General features: G+C 73.0%; 14 protein-coding genes and 2 tRNA genes. 12 read left to right on the plus strand and 4 right to left on the minus strand.

Annotated features, from left to right (window positions below):
• Nucleotides 1–18: 18 nt before the first annotated feature.
• The 3 genes from ACFXDJ_RS00945 to ACFXDJ_RS00955 all read right to left on the minus strand — a co-directional run bounded on the left by ACFXDJ_RS00945 (nt 19) and on the right by ACFXDJ_RS00955 (nt 4,608).
• Complete coding sequence (locus ACFXDJ_RS00945) at nt 19–597, minus strand: antibiotic biosynthesis monooxygenase (RefSeq protein WP_384651259.1); 579 nt, start codon at nt 595–597, stop codon at nt 19–21.
• 13 nt (nt 598–610) lie between these two features.
• Nucleotides 611–4,060: a PAS domain-containing protein gene (locus ACFXDJ_RS00950; RefSeq protein ID WP_384651257.1), complete on the minus strand. Its 3,450-nt coding sequence runs from the start codon at nt 4,058–4,060 to the stop codon at nt 611–613.
• Nucleotides 4,061–4,179: 119 nt separating this feature from the next.
• On the minus strand, nt 4,180–4,608 hold the full coding sequence (locus tag ACFXDJ_RS00955) for an SSI family serine proteinase inhibitor (protein WP_384651255.1): 429 nt from the start codon (nt 4,606–4,608) through the stop codon (nt 4,180–4,182).
• Nucleotides 4,609–4,845: 237 nt separating this feature from the next.
• On the opposite strand from ACFXDJ_RS00955, the gene ACFXDJ_RS00960 reads away from it, so the two are divergent.
• The 3 genes from ACFXDJ_RS00960 to ACFXDJ_RS00970 all read left to right on the plus strand — a co-directional run bounded on the left by ACFXDJ_RS00960 (nt 4,846) and on the right by ACFXDJ_RS00970 (nt 5,817).
• Nucleotides 4,846–4,936 (plus strand) — tRNA-Ser (locus tag ACFXDJ_RS00960).
• 265 nt (nt 4,937–5,201) lie between these two features.
• Nucleotides 5,202–5,274, plus strand: a tRNA-Arg gene (locus ACFXDJ_RS00965).
• Between the two features lie 177 nt (nt 5,275–5,451).
• The gene (locus ACFXDJ_RS00970; RefSeq protein WP_330297344.1) at nt 5,452–5,817 is read left to right on the plus strand and encodes a PH domain-containing protein; all 366 of its coding nucleotides are present in this window, start codon (nt 5,452–5,454) and stop codon (nt 5,815–5,817) included.
• 57 nt (nt 5,818–5,874) lie between these two features.
• Here ACFXDJ_RS00970 and ACFXDJ_RS00975 read toward each other — a convergent pair whose 3' ends face one another.
• Nucleotides 5,875–6,834, minus strand: a complete 960-nt coding sequence (locus ACFXDJ_RS00975; RefSeq protein ID WP_384651253.1) for an SMP-30/gluconolactonase/LRE family protein — start codon at nt 6,832–6,834, stop codon at nt 5,875–5,877.
• Between the two features lie 96 nt (nt 6,835–6,930).
• Between ACFXDJ_RS00975 and ACFXDJ_RS00980 the strand changes: the two genes are divergently transcribed.
• The 9 genes from ACFXDJ_RS00980 to ACFXDJ_RS01020 form a co-directional block, all read left to right on the plus strand.
• Nucleotides 6,931–7,365, plus strand: coding sequence for an Lrp/AsnC family transcriptional regulator (locus ACFXDJ_RS00980; RefSeq protein ID WP_384651251.1), 435 nt, complete (start codon nt 6,931–6,933; stop codon nt 7,363–7,365).
• Nucleotides 7,362–8,261, plus strand: coding sequence for a DUF2797 domain-containing protein (locus ACFXDJ_RS00985; RefSeq protein WP_384651249.1), 900 nt, complete (start codon nt 7,362–7,364; stop codon nt 8,259–8,261). The genes ACFXDJ_RS00980 and ACFXDJ_RS00985 overlap by 4 nt, the downstream gene beginning before the upstream one ends.
• A gap of 117 nt (nt 8,262–8,378) precedes the next feature.
• The gene (locus ACFXDJ_RS00990) at nt 8,379–8,720 is read left to right on the plus strand and encodes an antibiotic biosynthesis monooxygenase family protein (protein WP_384651247.1); all 342 of its coding nucleotides are present in this window, start codon (nt 8,379–8,381) and stop codon (nt 8,718–8,720) included.
• Nucleotides 8,701–9,582 (plus strand): amidohydrolase family protein, encoded by an 882-nt coding sequence (locus tag ACFXDJ_RS00995; RefSeq protein WP_384651245.1) that lies wholly within the window; start codon nt 8,701–8,703, stop codon nt 9,580–9,582. The genes ACFXDJ_RS00990 and ACFXDJ_RS00995 overlap by 20 nt, the downstream gene beginning before the upstream one ends.
• A 76-nt stretch (nt 9,583–9,658) precedes the next feature.
• On the plus strand, nt 9,659–10,426 hold the full coding sequence (locus tag ACFXDJ_RS01000) for a response regulator transcription factor (RefSeq protein WP_384651243.1): 768 nt from the start codon (nt 9,659–9,661) through the stop codon (nt 10,424–10,426).
• 113 nt (nt 10,427–10,539) lie between these two features.
• Nucleotides 10,540–12,075 (plus strand): sensor histidine kinase, encoded by a 1,536-nt coding sequence (locus ACFXDJ_RS01005; protein WP_384651299.1) that lies wholly within the window; start codon nt 10,540–10,542, stop codon nt 12,073–12,075.
• A gap of 25 nt (nt 12,076–12,100) precedes the next feature.
• Complete coding sequence (locus ACFXDJ_RS01010; RefSeq protein ID WP_384651241.1) at nt 12,101–13,375, plus strand: glycosyltransferase; 1,275 nt, start codon at nt 12,101–12,103, stop codon at nt 13,373–13,375.
• A complete protein-coding gene (locus ACFXDJ_RS01015; protein WP_384651239.1) occupies nt 13,372–15,564 on the plus strand; it encodes an ArnT family glycosyltransferase in 2,193 nt (730 codons plus the stop codon). Before ACFXDJ_RS01010 ends, ACFXDJ_RS01015 begins: the two co-directional genes overlap by 4 nt.
• A 91-nt stretch (nt 15,565–15,655) precedes the next feature.
• A partial coding sequence (locus tag ACFXDJ_RS01020) for a TetR/AcrR family transcriptional regulator (protein WP_384847473.1) occupies nt 15,656–16,069 on the plus strand: 414 nt, incomplete at its 3' end.

The following is a 16,069-nucleotide window of genomic DNA, read 5'->3' on the forward strand; positions in this document are numbered from 1 at the left end:
GCCGGGGGGCTGGGGGGTCTACTGACCCCGCGTGAGCCATGGCCGCAGCAGCTTGCTGACGGCGGGCATGGCCACGTAGGTCATCAGGGAGCTGAAGACGACGGTGAAGGCGGCCGTCCGCAGCACCATGGGCAGATCCACCAGCAACGGCCCGAGCACCGCGTTGCCCGCGAGCGAGATCGGGAAGATGGCCAGCCCCGAGCTGATCGCCATCTTCCAGCGCGGCGGCGCGGGACGGGCCGTGCCCGGCTTCGCGAACCAGGTCTCCATGCCGTGCAGTTCGCGCCGGGCTATTTCGGTGTGGTGGTGTCCCAGGCAGTTCGAGAACCACGCGGCCCGCTCGGCGGAGTCCTGCCACCGCTGGAAGGCCGCCTGGTTGCGGAACCGGTGCACCAGGAACCAGGGCCCGCCCTCCACGGCCGGGCGGAACAGCCCGTACCCGAGGTGGTCGGGGAAGGACGCGGCCGTCTCCAGGATCCCGTGGGCCCAGGCCTCGAAGTCCTCCTCGTGGCCCGGGTCGACCTGCCGGGCGATGAGCAGGCTGACCTCCCCGTTGTCGGCGGGGACGGTCTGCTCGCTCGTGTCGGTGATGGCCATGCGGCCAGGATGACTAGTTGGTGCCGATCTTGGCCAGCAAGTCCACGATGCGGCCCTGCACATCGGCCGTGGTGGACCGCTCGGCGAGGAACAGCACGCTCTCGCCCGAGGCCAGCCGCGGCAGTTCGGCCGGGTCGATCCCGGTGGCCGTGTAGACGACCAGCGGGGTGCGGTTCAGCTGCCCGTTGGCGCGCAGCCAGTCCACGATCCCGGCCCGGCGGCGGCGTACCTGCATCAGGTCCATCACCACCAGGTTGGGCCGCATGCGCGTGGCCAGTTCCACCGCGTCCGTATCGGCGTCCGCCCGCGCGACCTGCATGCCGCGCCGCTCCAGGGCGGCGGTCAGCGCGGTCGCGATCTCGTCGTGCTCCTCGATGAGCAGAACCCGGGAGGGGTGCTGCTCACTGTCGCGGGGCGCGAGCGCCTTGAGCAGCACGGCCGGATCGGCGCCGTACGCGGCCTCGCGCGTGGCGTGCCCCAGCCCGGCCGTGACCAGTACGGGAACCTCGGCGGCCACCGCGGCCTGGCGCAGCGACTGGAGGGCGGTCCGGGTGATCGGCCCGGTCAGCGGGTCCACGAACAGTGCGGCGGGGAACGCGGCGATCTGCGCGTCCACCTCTTCGCGGGAGTGCACGATCACCGGACGGTAGCCGCGGTCGCTGAGCGCCTGCTGCGTCTGCACGTCGGGAGCGGGCCAGACGAGGAGCCGGCGCGGGTTGTCCAGCGGCTCGGGCGGCAGCTCGTCGTCCACGGGACGCGGCACGGGCCGGTTGACCACCTCTACGGCGCCACCGGGGCCGTCCAGCGGCTCGGGGCCCTCGTCGGAGCCCGCCTCGGGGGCTCCTATGGCGAAGGCACGGCCCTGGGGCGCGGGCTCCGCGAGGCGGCGCCGGCGGCCGGAGCCGTTCGTGTCGGTCGAGAGGCCCTGGCCGCCGAGGGTGCCCAGCGCGCGGACGCTGATCGGCATTCCGGCGGCCTCCGCCGGGGTGTCCTGCGGCTGACGGGCTCCGGGCACGGCGATCTGCCCGGCCTCGGCCTCGTCCTCGGGGGCGGTACGGGCCGCGGGCACCGGCCAGGCCGGGGTGGCCGGCAGCGCACGCCGCCGCCCGGTCGGATGCGTCTCGGGGTCTACGGGGCCCTGCGCGTCCGCGTCCGGCTGCCCGGCGGGGGCCGCGGGCTCGGCGAGGGGCGCACCCAGCACCCGGCGTCCACGGCGCCCGCCCAGGGCTTCGGCGTCGGCCTCGACGGGAGCGGGGCGGGAGCCGGCCATGGCGGGGGCCTGCGGGGCCTGCGGGGCCGGGGCCGCGGACGGGCCGGCGGGCAGCGCGAAACCGCCCTCGGGGGCGATGGGCCGCGCGGAGGCCGGGGGGACCGGGGAGGCCGGCGATGCCGAGGGCACTGGCGTCGGGCGGAGCCCGGTCGCCGGCACCGGACCACTGGGCTGCTGCGGCCCCGCCGGGCCTAGGGCACGCCGCCGTCCGGCGGGATGCTCGGTCAGCGGGACGGGGGCCAGCGGAACCGGGGGCACCGGCATGGGGCCCACCGGCATGGGCGGGAGCGCGGGCACGGAGGTGCCCTGCGGGGGTACGGGCTGCCCGGGGCCGCCGTCGCCGGTGCCGCCGTCGCCGTTCTGGCCGCGGCGCCGCCCGGTCCCGGTGTCGCCTCCGGTGCCGCTTCCGGCACCTCCCAGGCCCGCCGGGTTCACCGGGGACTGCGCGAGCTCCGCGGGACCGCCGCCGCCCGGCCGGGCCTCGCCGCCCCGGCGTCGCCCGGACGGCAGCGCGAGAGCGCCCCCGCCACCGGCTGCCTGATCCGCGGCCTTCGGCCGGTCTCCGGCGGCGTCCGGACGCGTAGCCGGGCCCGTGCCCGTGGCGGCGTCGGAATCGGCATCGTCGAGGAAGGAGTCCACTCCGCGCCGGCCCCGGCGGCCGCCGGAGATCTTGGCGGGGCCGCCCTCGGCCCCGGGCTCCTCCGCGGCGGGCTCCGCCGGCTCGGGCAGGGTGACCATCCCGGCTCCTGCGCCCAGCGGCAGCTCCAGCACGTACGCCCCGCCGGGCGCGCCCGGCACCTCCACCGTCTGCAGCACACCGCCGTGCGCGGCCACGATGCCCCGTACGACCGGCTCGTGCACCGGGTTGCCGCCCTCGTACGGGCCGCGCACCTCGATCCGTACGACCTCGCCGCGCTGCGCGGCGGCCACGACGATCGTCGAGTCCATGTAGCCGCTGCCCTGGCGGGTCTTGCCGGTGGCGTCCACCCCGGCGACGTCCGCGATCAGGTGCGCGAGGGCGGTCGCGATCCGCTCCGCGTCCACCTCGGCCTCGATGGTCGGGGCGTGCACGGCGAACTGGGCCCGCCCGGGGCCGATCAGCTCGGTGGCGCCCTCGACGCCGGCCGCGACGACCCCGTCGATCAGCACCTTCTTCTTGGCGAGCCTGTCAGTGCCCGCATCGAGGCGCTGGAAGCCGAGCACGTTGTCGACCAGCGTGGTCATCCGGGAGTAGCCGGCGGCCAGGTGGTGCAGCAGCTGGTTGGCCTCGGGCCACAGCTGTCCCGCGTCGTCGGCGGCCAGCGTGGCCAGCTCCCCGCGCAGTTCCTCCAGGGGACCGCGCAGGGAGTCGCCGAGGACGGCCAGCAACTGGGCGTGGCGGGCGGCCAGCGCGTCGTAGGAGCGCCGGTCGGTGAAGGTCATGACGGCGCCGACGAGCTGCTCCCCGTCCCGTACGGGCGAGGTGGTCAGGTCCACGGCGACCGGCTGGCCGGTCTTGTTCCACAGCACCTGGCCGCGAACCCGGTGCTTGCGCCCGCTGCGCAGCGTGTCGGCGAGCGGGGACTCCTCGAAGGGGAACGGCGAGCCGTCGGCGCGCGAGTGCTGGACCAGCCCGTGCAGCTCGCGGTTGCCGAGGTCGGTGGCGCGGTAGCCGAGGATCTGGGCGGCGGCCGGATTGACCAGGACGACCCGTCCGTCGGTGTCCGTGCCGACGACGCCCTCGGCGGCGGCCCGCAGGATCATCTCGGTCTGGCGCTGGGAGCGGGCCAGCTCGGCCTCGGTGTCCACCGTCTGCGAAAGGTCCCGTACGACGAGCATCAGCAGTTCGTCGCCCGTGTACGAGGGCTGCGGCTCGCGGTAGGCGTCGCGGCCGTCGAGATGGGCGGCGGTGACCTCCACGGGGAACTCGCTGCCGTCGGTGCGGCGCGCGACCATCCGCTTCGGGCGGGCCCGGCCGCCTTCGTCCTCGCCGGGCCGGCGCATGGAGCCGGGGATCAGCTTGGAGTCGAACTCGGGCAGGAGATCGAGCACGCCGCGGCCGACGAGCCCGGTACCGGGGCTCTCCATGACCTCAAGTGCGATCGAATTCGCGTTGACGACCGTGCCGTTGGCGTTGACGAGCAACAGCGCGTCCGGAAGAGCGTCGAGTATTGCTGCGAGGCGAGCAGCGCCTCGGGATGGCCTGCTGCTCACGACGAGCTTCCTCCCTGACCACAACTACCGGCATGTCACGGGAGGAGTCTAAGGGCACGGGCCCCCGGTGAAAGGGCGGATGTGCGGTGGATCCCGCGTGACCGCCACATCCTCCCAGGTCAGGAACGCCCACGCGGAAGCACAGGTTCCAACTCGTTCCAACGGCTGATCTCGCATCCGTCCGTCCGCCGGAACTCGGAGTCCACTTTGTGGCCGTGCCAGGTTCCGGTGATCCGGGCGGTGGCGGGGCCGCCGTTCTGCATGGTGCAGAGCTGCCGTTTGGCCTCTCCCGCGAAGGGATCCCTCCCCTCGCGGGAGAGGATTTCGAGACGGGCGCAGGCCTCTTCGGCCTGGGGGTGGTTTCCGCCGACCGGGTTGCACTCCAGCCGGTACTGGCCGTCGGCCCGGGGGTTGCCGGTGGCGGAGACGGCGATGGTGAGCCGGTCCGGGGTCGCCAGCAGCCGCCCGAGGGGTGGCAGCGGGGGTAGGGGGCCCGCCGCCGCGGCGGCCAGGGCGGAGGTGACGGCGAAAGCGGCGAGACGCAGCATGGGGCACTCCAGGTCGTCCGTACGTCGTACGGCTGACCAACGACGGGCGGGCCCCGACGTTCCGCCCGGAGAAGGCACACGGAGAAGGTGCCCGGAGAAGGCACACGAAGAGGGCACACGAAGAGGGCTTAAGGCTTTGCCCTCCGGGCCGCCCTCCTTGTACCGTGGGACCGGATTGGTGACGGGCCCCTGGCCTGTGTCATCATCTGCACGCACCTTCGTACGCGGGGGTGTGCTGGAGGCGTCGCCTAGTCCGGTCTATGGCGCCGCACTGCTAATGCGGTTTGGGGCTTACCCCCCATCGAGGGTTCAAATCCCTCCGCCTCCGCACTTTACGAAGCCCCGGTCCTTGCGGACCGGGGCTTCGGTGTTTTCGGGGTCCGGGCGCGGTGTTCGGGTCCGGTGCCCGGATCGGGGGCCGACGCGGGGCGTTCGGGCCCGGCCAGGGCGCGTCACGCATCCAAGCGGATGATCTTCTTCCAGCCTGTTTCCGCAGGTCAGGGTGGGTGGAGCTAATGGATTTCGCGTCCCGGCGAGGTCCATGTATTGTTGTTCTCGCAAGGCCAACGGGGCACAAAACCCCGGCCAGCCAAGCACTCGTAGCTTAACGGATAGAGCATCTGACTACGGATCAGAAGGTTGCAGGTTCGAATCCTGCCGAGTGCACAGCCCAAGAGGCCCCCCGGTTCACCGGGGGGCCTCTTGCGTTTCCCTCCTCCTTGCGGATGAGGGCTGGCTCGGGAGAGCTACGGGGTGAGATGGCTCTGGCGGGGGACGCGGGCTCGTGCGGGACCCGGATACGGTTCTTGGAGATCGATTCACCAGGCAAGCGGGGGGACTCTCATGGGACTGTTCGGGAATGCGCACGCTGTGGACCCGGCGTCGGCGCACCGCGAGTACGCGCGGCTGCTGGGGCAGGGGGAGCAGGTGCACGCGGCGTATTTGCTGATCCGCGACACGATCCTGTTCACCGACCGGCGGCTCGTGCTCATCGACAAGCAGGGGCTCACGGGGAAGAAGGTGGAGTACCACTCGATCCCGTACCGGAGCATCACGCACTTCTCGGTGGAGACCGCAGGCCACTTCGACCTGGACGCGGAGCTGAAGATATGGCTCTCCGGCAGCTCGGCGCCGATATCCAAGACCTTCACCAAGGGCGTCGACATCTACGAGGTCCAGGCGATCCTGACGCAGTTCGTCGCCCGGTAGGCCCGGCCCGCGCGCTGCGCCGCGCGGGGGAGGCCTGTCGCCGGCGTCACCAGGAGCTCACCGGGTTTCCGGGTCCAGCCAGGGTCTGCGGCCCGGTCCGGTCGGGTGGGTGCCGGTGACGGCCATGACCACCGAGTAGAGGCTGGTCTCCGCGGTGATGAAGAGGCGGTTGCGCTTGGCGCCGCCCCAGGTGATGTTGGCGACCGTCTCGGGGACGTTGAGCCGCCCGATCAGAGTGCCGTCGGGGTCGTAGCAGTGCACTCCGTCGTCCATCGCGGCCACCCAGAGCCGGCCGCCGTCGTCGAAGCGGAGGTTGTCGAAGCGCGCTGCCTCGCGGTCCGAGGCCTGGGCGAAGATCTCGCCGTCCGACAGGGTGCCGTCATCGCGCACGTCGAAGACCCGGATGACACCCGCCCGGGTGTCGGAGACGAACAGCCGGGTCTCGTCGTTCGAGAAGACGAGGCCGTTCGGGGCGCCGAAGCAGCCGGCGACCAGCCGGACTTCGCCGGTGGCGGGATCGATGCGGTAGACGTTGTTGGAGCCGATCTCGCTCTGCGCGCGGTGGCCCTCGTAGTCGCTGTTGATGCCGAAGTCCGGGTCGGAGAACCAAATGGAGCCGTCGGATCTGACGGCCGCGTCGTTCGGGCTGTTCAGCCGCTTGCCCTGCCAGCGGTCGGCCAGCACGGTGACCGTGCCGTCGTGCTCGGTCCGGGTGACTCGGCGGTTGCCCTGCTCGCAGGTGATCAGCCGGGCCTCGCGGTCGAGGGTGTTGCCGTTGGTGTGTCCGGCGGAGCGGCGGAAGACGCTGACGGCACCGGTCTCCTCGTCCCAGCGCAGCATCCGGTCATTGGGGATGTCGCTCCAGATCAACTGCCGCCAGGCGGGCAGGTAGACCGGTCCTTCGGCCCAGCGGCAGCCGGTGTACAGCACCTCCAGGTCGTCATCACCGTTCATGCACCGCCCGGTACGGAAGCGGTCGTCGAACATCTCGTACAGAGCGGCGCGCTTACTGGCCATTCTGTCTATCCCCCTTGATGCCGAATGTGGTTCGGCTTGGAACGAAGATTGGAAGATCAGATATGGTTTAGGCAAGGGCAGTTCGAATGGAGAGTCGTGGATCACATCGATCGAGACCTGCTGGCACAGCTCCAGCAGGAGGCCACCCAGTCCTACGCCGCGCTGGGCCAGGCCGTGGGCCTCTCCGCCGCGGCGGCCCATGAGCGGGTCCGCAAACTGCGGGAGCAGGGTGTCATCCGGCGGACGACGGTCGAGGTGGATCCGGCGGCGGTCGGAAGCGGGGTGCTCGCCTACGTGATGGTCGACTCCACCGCCTGGATGGGTGACTCGCGGGCCGCCTTCGAGGCCATCGCCGAGATCCAGGAGGCGCACATCATCGCGGGCAGCGCCTCCCTCATGGTCAAGGTCCGAACGGGAACCACCGATCAGCTGCAGGACGTTCTGCGCCGCCTCTACGCCATAGAGGGAGTGAGCGGGACACAGGCCACCGTTGTCCTGGAGACCTTCTTCGAGCGGCCGCTCCCGCTGTGACCTGGTGGTGCACCGGAATCCGGTGGATCGACGGCCGGCCCGCCATCGGCTGGTACAGGCCCGGGCCGGGGCCTGGGCGGGGGGAGCGGAGCAGTCCCCTCGCGTACGGGCAGCCGCTCGCCTTCGCGGCGCGCGGTGAGCGGCGGTGCCTCGGCGTCCGGCGGGCCGGGCGGCGGACGCCGTGCCCGACGGCGCGGACCGTGCCCGGCCCGGCCGGGAACGCGCAGTGCCCCGAGTGCGCCCGGCTGGACCGGTCGTTCTCGGTGGCCGCCGACACCAACGTCGCCGATCCGCGCACGTACCGGGTGTACCTCGCCTGGTTCGGGCCGGGCCTGGTCAAGGTCGGCATCACCGCCGAGGAGCGCGGGTCCGCCCGGCTGCTGGAGCAGGGGGCGGTGACCTGGTCCTGGCTGGGACGCGGACCGCTGATGGCCACCCGGCGCACGGAGGAACTGCTGCGGGCCGCCCTCGGGGTGCCCGACCGGATCGCCTACGCCCGCAAGCGGGCCGTCCGGGGCCACCTGCCGCCGGGTCCCGAGCGGGCGGCGGAGGTCGCCGCGCTGCACGCGCGCGCCGCCGCGCTGGACGGATGGCCGGAGTCGTTGGAGCGGATGGAGTGCGAAGTCACCGATCACGTGCAGGCGTTCGGGATCGAAGGGCTGCCCGCACCCGTCCGGGTGGTCACCGAGATGGTGGCCGGTGGGACCGTCGCCGGGCGGCTCGTCGGAGCGGCCGGCCCCGATCTGCACTTCGCCGACGGGCTGGTCGTGGACACCCGGCTGCTCGCGGGGTGGGAGCTGACCGCCCCCGGGGAGGGGGGCGCCACCGATGTGCCCGTGGCCGGGATCCCGCCGGTCTCACCGGCCGTACCGGCCGAGCAGGACGGGCTGTTCTGAGCGGGCCGGACCGACCCTCGCGGGGCTTCGGTTCCAAGGTCAAAACTTGGATCCCTTTGGGCTCCGGCTCCGGTTTCCGGTGGACATGCCGGGGCTCGTCCGCAGAGGGTGGTGGACATGAGCATCCAGCCAGTACCGGCGTTCGAACCGCCGTATGTGATGAGCGTTTTCACCAGCGTCCGGACCGCTGACGACAGCGGATACCCCGAGACCCTCGACCGGATGACCGAGCTGGTCAGCGCCAATCCGGGCTTCCTCGGCTACGAGTCGGCGCGCACCCCCGGCGGACTCGGCATCACGGTCGGCTACTTCCGCGACCACGAGTCCCTCGCCGCCTGGCGCCGGGACCTGGAGCATCAGGCGGCCATGAAGCAGGGCCGCTCCGACTGGTACGAGAGCTACACCCTGCACGTCGCGACCGTAGAGCGGAGCCACGGTTTTGTCCGTGACGACAGCTGAGGCCGTCCGCGCCTTCCGGGAGCGGCTCGGGGTGCCCGGACTGGTCGACGTACACACCCACTTCATGCCCGAGCGGGTGCTGGACAAGGTGTGGGACTACTTCGACGCGGTAGGCCCGCTGACCGGCGTCAAGTGGCCCATCACCTACCGGCACGAGGAGGAGCAGCGGGTGGCGCTGCTGCGGGAGTTCGGGGTCCGGGCCTTCACCGCCATGCTCTACCCGCACAAGCCGGCCATGGCCGCCTGGCTCAACTCCTGGTCCGCGGACTTCGCCGCCCGCACCCCCGACTGCCTGCACACCGCGACCTTCTTCCCGGAGGACGGGGTGACGGAGTACGTCCGCCAGGCCGTCGAGGCGGGCGCCCGGGTCTTCAAGGCGCACCTCCAGGTGGGCGGCTACGACCCCACCGACGATCGGCTCGACCCCGTCTGGGGACTGCTGGCCGAGGCGGGGATCCCGATCGTGATCCACTGCGGTTCGGGACCCGTTCCGGGCAAGCACACCGGACCCGAGCCGATCGCCCGGCTGCTGGCCCGGCACCCCCGCCTGCCGCTGGTCATCGCGCACATGGGGATGCCCGAGTACGCCGACTTCCTCGACCTCGCCGACCGGTACGCCGAGGTCCGCCTCGACACCACCATGGCCTTCACCGACTTCTCCGAGCAGTTCAGCGGGTTCCCCCCGCAGGACCGGGGCCGGCTCGCGGACCTCGGCGACCGGATCCTGCTGGGCACCGACTTCCCGAACATCCCCTACCCCTACGAGCACCAGCTCTTCGCACTCGAACGGCTCGGGCTCGGGGACGGCTGGCTGCGCGCCGTCTGCCACGACAACGGCGCCGGGCTCTTCGGGCTGGTCTGAGACACGGGAGGGGTTTCTCAGGCAATTCACAGGTTCAGGCAAGAACGTTTTCAGAGGCGCCGGCCAGCGTGTACGCATGACTGCGACGACCACCTCCCACGCGTCCACGTCCACCAGCAACCCCACGGCTCTCGTCCGGCCCGACGGCCGCCCGTGCCGGGTCCTCGTCGTGGACGACGAGGCCGCACTGTCCGAACTGCTCTCCATGGCCCTGCGCTACGAGGGCTGCGAGGTCCGCAGCGCGGGCGACGGGGCGAGCGCGGTGCGCGCGGCGCGGGAGTTCCGGCCGGACGTCGTCCTCCTCGACATCATGCTTCCCGATATGGACGGGCTGGCCGTCCTCGGCCGGCTGCGCCGGGAGATCCCCCAGGTACCGGTGCTGTTCCTGACCGCGAAGGACTCGGTCGAGGACCGGATCGCGGGCCTCACGGCGGGCGGCGACGACTACGTCACCAAGCCGTTCAGCCTGGAAGAGGTCGTGGCCCGGCTGCGCGGCCTGGTGCGCCGCTCCGGCGCGGCGCAGGCCGCGCGCGGCGGCTCGGTCCTGGAGGTGGGCGACCTGCGCCTGGACGAGGACAGCCACGAGGTGACCCGGGACGGGCAGGAAGTCCACCTGACCGCGACCGAGTTCGAGCTGCTGCGCTACCTGATGCGCAACCCGCGCCGGGTGCTGAGCAAGGCGCAGATCCTGGACCGCGTGTGGTCGTACGACTTCGGCGGCCAGGCCAACGTCGTCGAGCTGTACATCTCCTACCTGCGGCGCAAGCTGGAGAGCGGCACCGGCCGGCCGCCGATGATCCACACCCGGCGCGGCGCCGGCTACCTGATCAAGCCGGCCGAGTAGTGGCCCTCCGTCTGCGTGGACCGTTCGGACCGTTCGGGCAGCTCGGGCAGCTCGGGCAGCTCGGGCGACTCGGGCGGCGCGGACCGCGCCGGACCGGCCGTCGGCCCTGGTCCCTGCGGACCCGGCTGGTCGTTTCGGCGGTGGCCCTCATCGCCGTCGTCGGCGCGGCCATCAGCACCGTCACCACCCTCGCGCTGCGCTCGTACCTGGTCGACAAGGTGGATGAACAGCTGCGCGTCTCCGTGGAGATGGCGATCCGCCCCAACGTGGGCAAGCTCAACCGGGAGGGCGGCCTCGGCCTGGTTCTGGCACCGGGCTCGCCGCTGAACACGGTCGGGATCCGCCTCGATCCCTCGGGGAAGGTCATCGGCAGTGCCCGCAGCGACCGTAGCGCCGCCGTCGGAGGGGCCGGGCTGGACAGCCATCCGCTCCTCACCGAGGCCCAGATCTCGGTTCTCGCGGAGGTCGCCCGCAAGGCCGCCCAAGGCCGTTCCGGCCCGGTGGAACTGCACCTGCCCGGCCTCGGCGGCTACCTGGTGCTGGCCGCGCCCGACGGGAACCTCGTGCTCGGCTTCCCGCTCACCGAGGTCGACTCCACCGTGAGCACCCTGATCGCCGTAGAGGTCTGCGTGACCCTCGCCGGGCTGATCGCCGCTTCCCTCGCGGGGCAGGCCCTGGTCGGCGTGGCCCTGCGCCCGCTGAGCCGGGTCGCCGCCACCGCCACCCGGGTCTCCGAGCTCCCCCTGCACAGCGGCGAGCCCGCCCTCCACGAACGGGTCCCCGACGCGGAGGCCGATCCCCGTACCGAGGTCGGGCAGGTCGGCGCGGCCATCAACCGGATGCTGGGCCACGTCTCCTCCGCGCTCACCGCCCGCCAGCAGAGCGAGATGCGGGTCCGGCAGTTCGTGGCCGACGCCAGCCACGAGCTGCGCACCCCGCTCGCCTCGATCCGCGGCTACGCCGAGCTGACCCGCCGGGGCCGGGAGGAGCCCGGTCCCGACACCCGGCACGCCCTGGGCCGGATCGAGTCCGAAGCCACCCGGATGACCGGGCTGGTCGAAGACCTGCTGCTGTTGGCCCGGCTCGATGCGGGCCGCCCGCTGTCCACCGCGGACACGGACCTGGCCCCGCTCGTCGTGGACGCCGTCAGCGATGCCCGCGCTGCCGGACCCGAGCACCACTGGCGCCTGGAACTCCCCGACGAGCCCGCGCCCGTGCACGCCGATCCGGCGCGGATCCAGCAGGTCCTGGTCAACCTGCTGGCCAACGCCCGTACCCACACACCGCCCGGGACGACCGTCACGGCCCGTGTTTCACGTGAAACATCCACCGGCGAACCCTCCACCGTTTCACGTGAAACATCCGCCATCCGGCTCCGGATCGAGGACGACGGCCCCGGCATCCCGCCCGCCCTGCTGCCCCACGTCTTCGAGCGGTTCGCCCGCGGCGACGCCTCCCGTTCGCGGTCGGCGGGCTCCACCGGCCTGGGGCTCGCCATCGTCCAGGCCGTGGTCTTTGCCCACGGCGGCCGGGTCGAGGTCCGCAGCACCCCGGGCCACACCTGCTTCGAAGTCACCCTCCCCGTGGCCCCCGGCACCACCACCGCCCCCGACTCACAGACGGAGCACAGGGTCAGCACACAGCGGTGACAGCCCCGGCCGGGAGGGTCGGGGCATGGCAATCGACACCTCTCCCGGAGCCCTCCCGGTGCGGGCGCCCCTCGCACCCGTGCCGGGCGAGCCCGTCCTCGACGTGGTCATCCCGGTCTTCAACGAGGAGAAGGACCTCGGGCCCTGCGTACGCAGGCTGCACGAGCACCTCACCCGGACCTTCCCGTACCCCTTCCGCATCACCATCGCCGACAACGCCAGCACCGACCGCACCCCCGAGGTCGCGGCCGAGCTCGCCGCCTCGGTCGCCGGGGTGCGCAGCACCCGGCTGGAGGAGAAGGGCCGGGGGCGGGCGCTGCGGACCGTCTGGGGGGACTCCGACGCACCCGTGCTCGCGTACATGGACGTGGACCTCTCCACCGATCTCAACGCCCTGCTCCCGCTGGTCGCCCCCTTGATCTCTGGCCACTCCGACCTCGCCATCGGCACCCGGCTGGCCCCTTCCTCCCGGGTGGTCCGGGGAGCGAAGCGGGAGTTCATCTCCCGCGCCTACAACCTGCTCCTGCGGTCCTCGTTGTCCGCCCGCTTCAGCGACGCCCAGTGCGGGTTCAAGGCCATCCGCCGGGAGGTCGCCGAGCGGCTGCTGCCGCTGGTCGAGGACTCCGGCTGGTTCTTCGACACCGAGCTGCTGGTCCTCGCCGAGCGGGCCGGACTGCGGATCCACGAGGTGCCGGTGGACTGGGTGGACGACCCCGATTCCACCGTCCACATCGCCCGCACCGCCGCCGAGGACCTCAAGGGGGTCTGGCGGGTGGGCCGGGCGCTGGCCGTCGGCGCGCTGCCGCTCGACCGGCTCGCCCGCCCCTTCGGAGACGACCCGCGCGACCGCACCGCCCTGCCCGGGGTACCGCGCGGGCTGGCCCGCCAGCTGCTGGGGTTCTGCGTGGTCGGGGTTCTCTCCACCCTGCTCTACCTGCTGCTCTACTCCGCCGCCCGGACCGCCGCCGGGCCCCAGCTCGCCAACGCGGCCGCGCTCCTGCTCTCCGCCGTCGCCAATACCGCCGCCAACCGCCGGCTCACCTTCGGTGTCCGGGGCCGGGACCGGGCCGTGCGTCACCAGGCCCAGGGGCTGGTGGTGTTCGCCATCGGACTCGCCCTGACCAGCGGCTCGCTCGCCGCGCTCGCGGCCGCGGGCGACCGGCCGGCGCACAGCACCGAACTGGCCGTCCTGGTCACCGCCAACCTCGCCGCCACCGTGCTGCGCTTCCTGCTCTTCCGCGCCTGGGTGTTCCCCGACCGGCGCACCACTCCCGCCCACACGAAGGACACCCCGCGATGACCACGGCAGCACTGCCGCTCCACCCGCCCGTACCGCCCCTGGCGGAGTCCCGGACGGATACCGCCCGGCCCCGCTGGGAGCGCCCGGCCTTCGCCGTCCTGCTGTTCGCCACGGCCGTCCTGGTGCTGTGGGACCTCGGAGCCTCCGGCTACGCCAACTCCTTCTACTCCGCCGCCGCCCAGGCGGGCAGCCAGAGCTGGAAGGCCTTTTTCTTCGGCTCCTCCGACGCGGGCAACTCCATCACCGTGGACAAGCCCCCGGCCGCCCTGTGGCCGATGATGCTGTCGGTCCGGCTCTTCGGGCTCGGTGCCTGGCAGATCCTCGTGCCCCAGGCGCTGATGGGCGTCGGCACCACCGCCGTGCTCTACGCGTCCGTACGCCGCCAGTTCGGTCCGGCGGCCGCGCTGATCAGCGGCACCGTCTTCGCGCTCACGCCCGTCGCCGCCCTGATGTTCCGCTTCAACAACCCCGACGCGCTGCTGACCCTGCTGATGACGGTCACCGTGTACTGCGTGCTGCGGGCCCTGGACGGGGCGCACACCAAGTGGCTCGTCTGGGCCGGGGTCGCGGTCGGCTTCGCCTTCCTGACCAAGACCCTCCAGGCCTTCGTCGTCCTGCCGCCGCTGGCCCTGCTCTACGCGGTCTGCGCGCCGACCCGGCTGCGCAGGCGACTCGGGCAGCTGCTGCTGTCGGGGCTCGCGATGGTGGTGGCCGGCGGCTGGTGGGTGGCCATCGTCGAACTGTGGCCCGCGGCCTCCCGCCCGTACATCGGCGGCTCGCAGAACAACTCCTTCCTGGAACTGACCCTCGGCTACAACGGCCTCGGCCGGATCAACGGCGAGGAGACCGGCAGCGTCGGCGGTGGCGGGGCGCGCGCCGGTGGCGGTCGCGGGGGCATGAGCTGGGGAGAGACCGGCTTCGACCGGCTGTTCTCCTCCAACATCGGCGGCCAGATCTCCTGGCTGCTGCCCGCCGCCCTGATCCTGCTCGTCGCGGGCCTCGTGGTGACCTGGCGGGCCCGCCGGGCCACCGACTCGCTGGAGGGCATGGCCCGCGCGGCCTTCCTCGCCTGGGGCGGCGCCCTGCTGATCACTGGCCTGGTCTTCAGCTACATGCAGGGCATCTTCCACGAGTACTACACCGTCGCCCTGGCCCCCTACGTGGCCGCGCTCGTGGGCATGGGCATAGCCGTCCTGTGGGAGGAGCGGGGCGGCCGGGCCGCGTCCCTGACCCTGGCCGGAACCCTCGCACTCACGGCGTACTGGGCGTTCGTGCTGCTCGGGCGCTCCGCCGGGTACGTGTCCTGGCTGCGCTGGGGGGTGCTCGTCGCCGGACTCGGCACGGCCCTCGTCCTGCCCTTCGCGGCGCGGCTGGGCCGGCGCTCCGCACTCGGCGTGGCCGCCGTCGCCATCGGGGTGGCGCTGGCCGGACCCCTCGCGTACTGCCTGACCACGGTGACCACCGCGCACACGGGTTCGATCGTGACGGCGGGTCCGGCGGTCGCGGGCGGCCGCGGCGGACCGGGCGGGATGCGCGGCTTCGCCATGCCGGGCGGCGACACCCAGCAGGGCACCCCGCCGCAGGGCATGCCCCAGGGGGGCGGCGCCCCGGGCGGCCAGGCCCCGGCGGGCGGTCAGGGTCGCAACGGTCAGGTCCCGAACGGCCAGGCACCCGGCGGCCCCGCCGGCAACCGGCCCAACGGCAGTGCCCGGTCCGAGCGGTTCGGCGGCGGCCCCGGCGGCGGGATGGGCGGACTGCTCGGCGGGACCAAGACCAGCGCCGAGGCGAAGGCCGCGCTGCGCGCCGACGCGGACAAGTACACCTGGGCGGCGGCGGCCGTCGGTTCGCAGAACGCGGCGAGCTACCAGCTGGCCTCGGGCGAGCCGGTGATGGCGCTCGGCGGCTTCAACGGCAGCGACCCGTCCCCGACCCTGGCGCAATTCAAGGAGTACGTGAAGGCGGGGAAGATCCACTGGTTCATCGGCCGCAGCGGCAGCGAGGGCGGCGGCCCGGGCGGCGCCGCGGGGGCCGGCGCCGGCGAGACCGGGACCCCGGCCCGCGGCATGGGCGGGCCCGGCGGGGGCACCAGCAGCGCCATCCAGACCTGGATCGAGGCCCACTTCAAGGCCTCCACGGTCGGCGGAGCCACCTTCTACGACCTCACGGCGCCCACCTCCGCACTGTCCTGAAACTGCCCGGAATGCCCGGTCCACCGCCTAGCATCAAGGGGGCGGACCGGGCATTCCGGGCTGAACCAGCTGTCGTGAGGAGGGTGCCTCCGTGGTGACCGCGGCCGATCCCGGCAAGGACCGGGACAGTGTGTGGCTGGCCGCGCGGCCCGCCGTTCGCGCCAGACGGCGCAGTGAGGCACCCTCCGGGCTCGACCGGGACCGGATCACCGCCGCGACCGTGCGGCTGCTGGACGCCGAGGGGCTGGCCCGGTTCTCCATGCGGCGGCTCGCCGCCGAACTCGGGGTCACCGCGATGTCCCTGTACTGGTACGTGGACACCAAGCACGATCTGCTGGAACTCGCCCTGGACAGTGCCCTGGGCGAGCTGGACCGGTCGGGCGGGGCGCCCCGGGGGGGGGGGGGCGGGCCGCCCCGGGGGGGGGGGCCGGGGGGGCCGGGGGGGGGGGGCGGGCCCCCCCGGGGGGGGTCGCCGACCCCCCCCGCGACCCAAAAAAGCCCCCCC

Source organism: Streptomyces sp. NPDC059443 (genome assembly GCF_042750105.1).
In the GTDB taxonomy this organism is placed as follows: domain Bacteria; phylum Actinomycetota; class Actinomycetes; order Streptomycetales; family Streptomycetaceae; genus Streptomyces.

Coding starts and splice junctions, on each gene's coding strand:
- ACFXDJ_RS00970 (WP_330297344.1), top strand. CDS start 5,452: ATGGGACTGTTCGGGAATGCGCACGCTGTGGACCCGGCGTCGGCGCAC.
- ACFXDJ_RS00990 (WP_384651247.1), top strand. CDS start 8,379: ATGAGCATCCAGCCAGTACCGGCGTTCGAACCGCCGTATGTGATGAGC.
- ACFXDJ_RS01010 (WP_384651241.1), top strand. CDS start 12,101: ATGGCAATCGACACCTCTCCCGGAGCCCTCCCGGTGCGGGCGCCCCTC.
- ACFXDJ_RS00945 (WP_384651259.1), bottom strand. CDS start 597: ATGGCCATCACCGACACGAGCGAGCAGACCGTCCCCGCCGACAACGGG.
- ACFXDJ_RS00955 (WP_384651255.1), bottom strand. CDS start 4,608: ATGCTGCGTCTCGCCGCTTTCGCCGTCACCTCCGCCCTGGCCGCCGCG.
- ACFXDJ_RS00975 (WP_384651253.1), bottom strand. CDS start 6,834: ATGGCCAGTAAGCGCGCCGCTCTGTACGAGATGTTCGACGACCGCTTC.
- ACFXDJ_RS01000 (WP_384651243.1), top strand. CDS start 9,659: ATGACTGCGACGACCACCTCCCACGCGTCCACGTCCACCAGCAACCCC.
- ACFXDJ_RS01015 (WP_384651239.1), top strand. CDS start 13,372: ATGACCACGGCAGCACTGCCGCTCCACCCGCCCGTACCGCCCCTGGCG.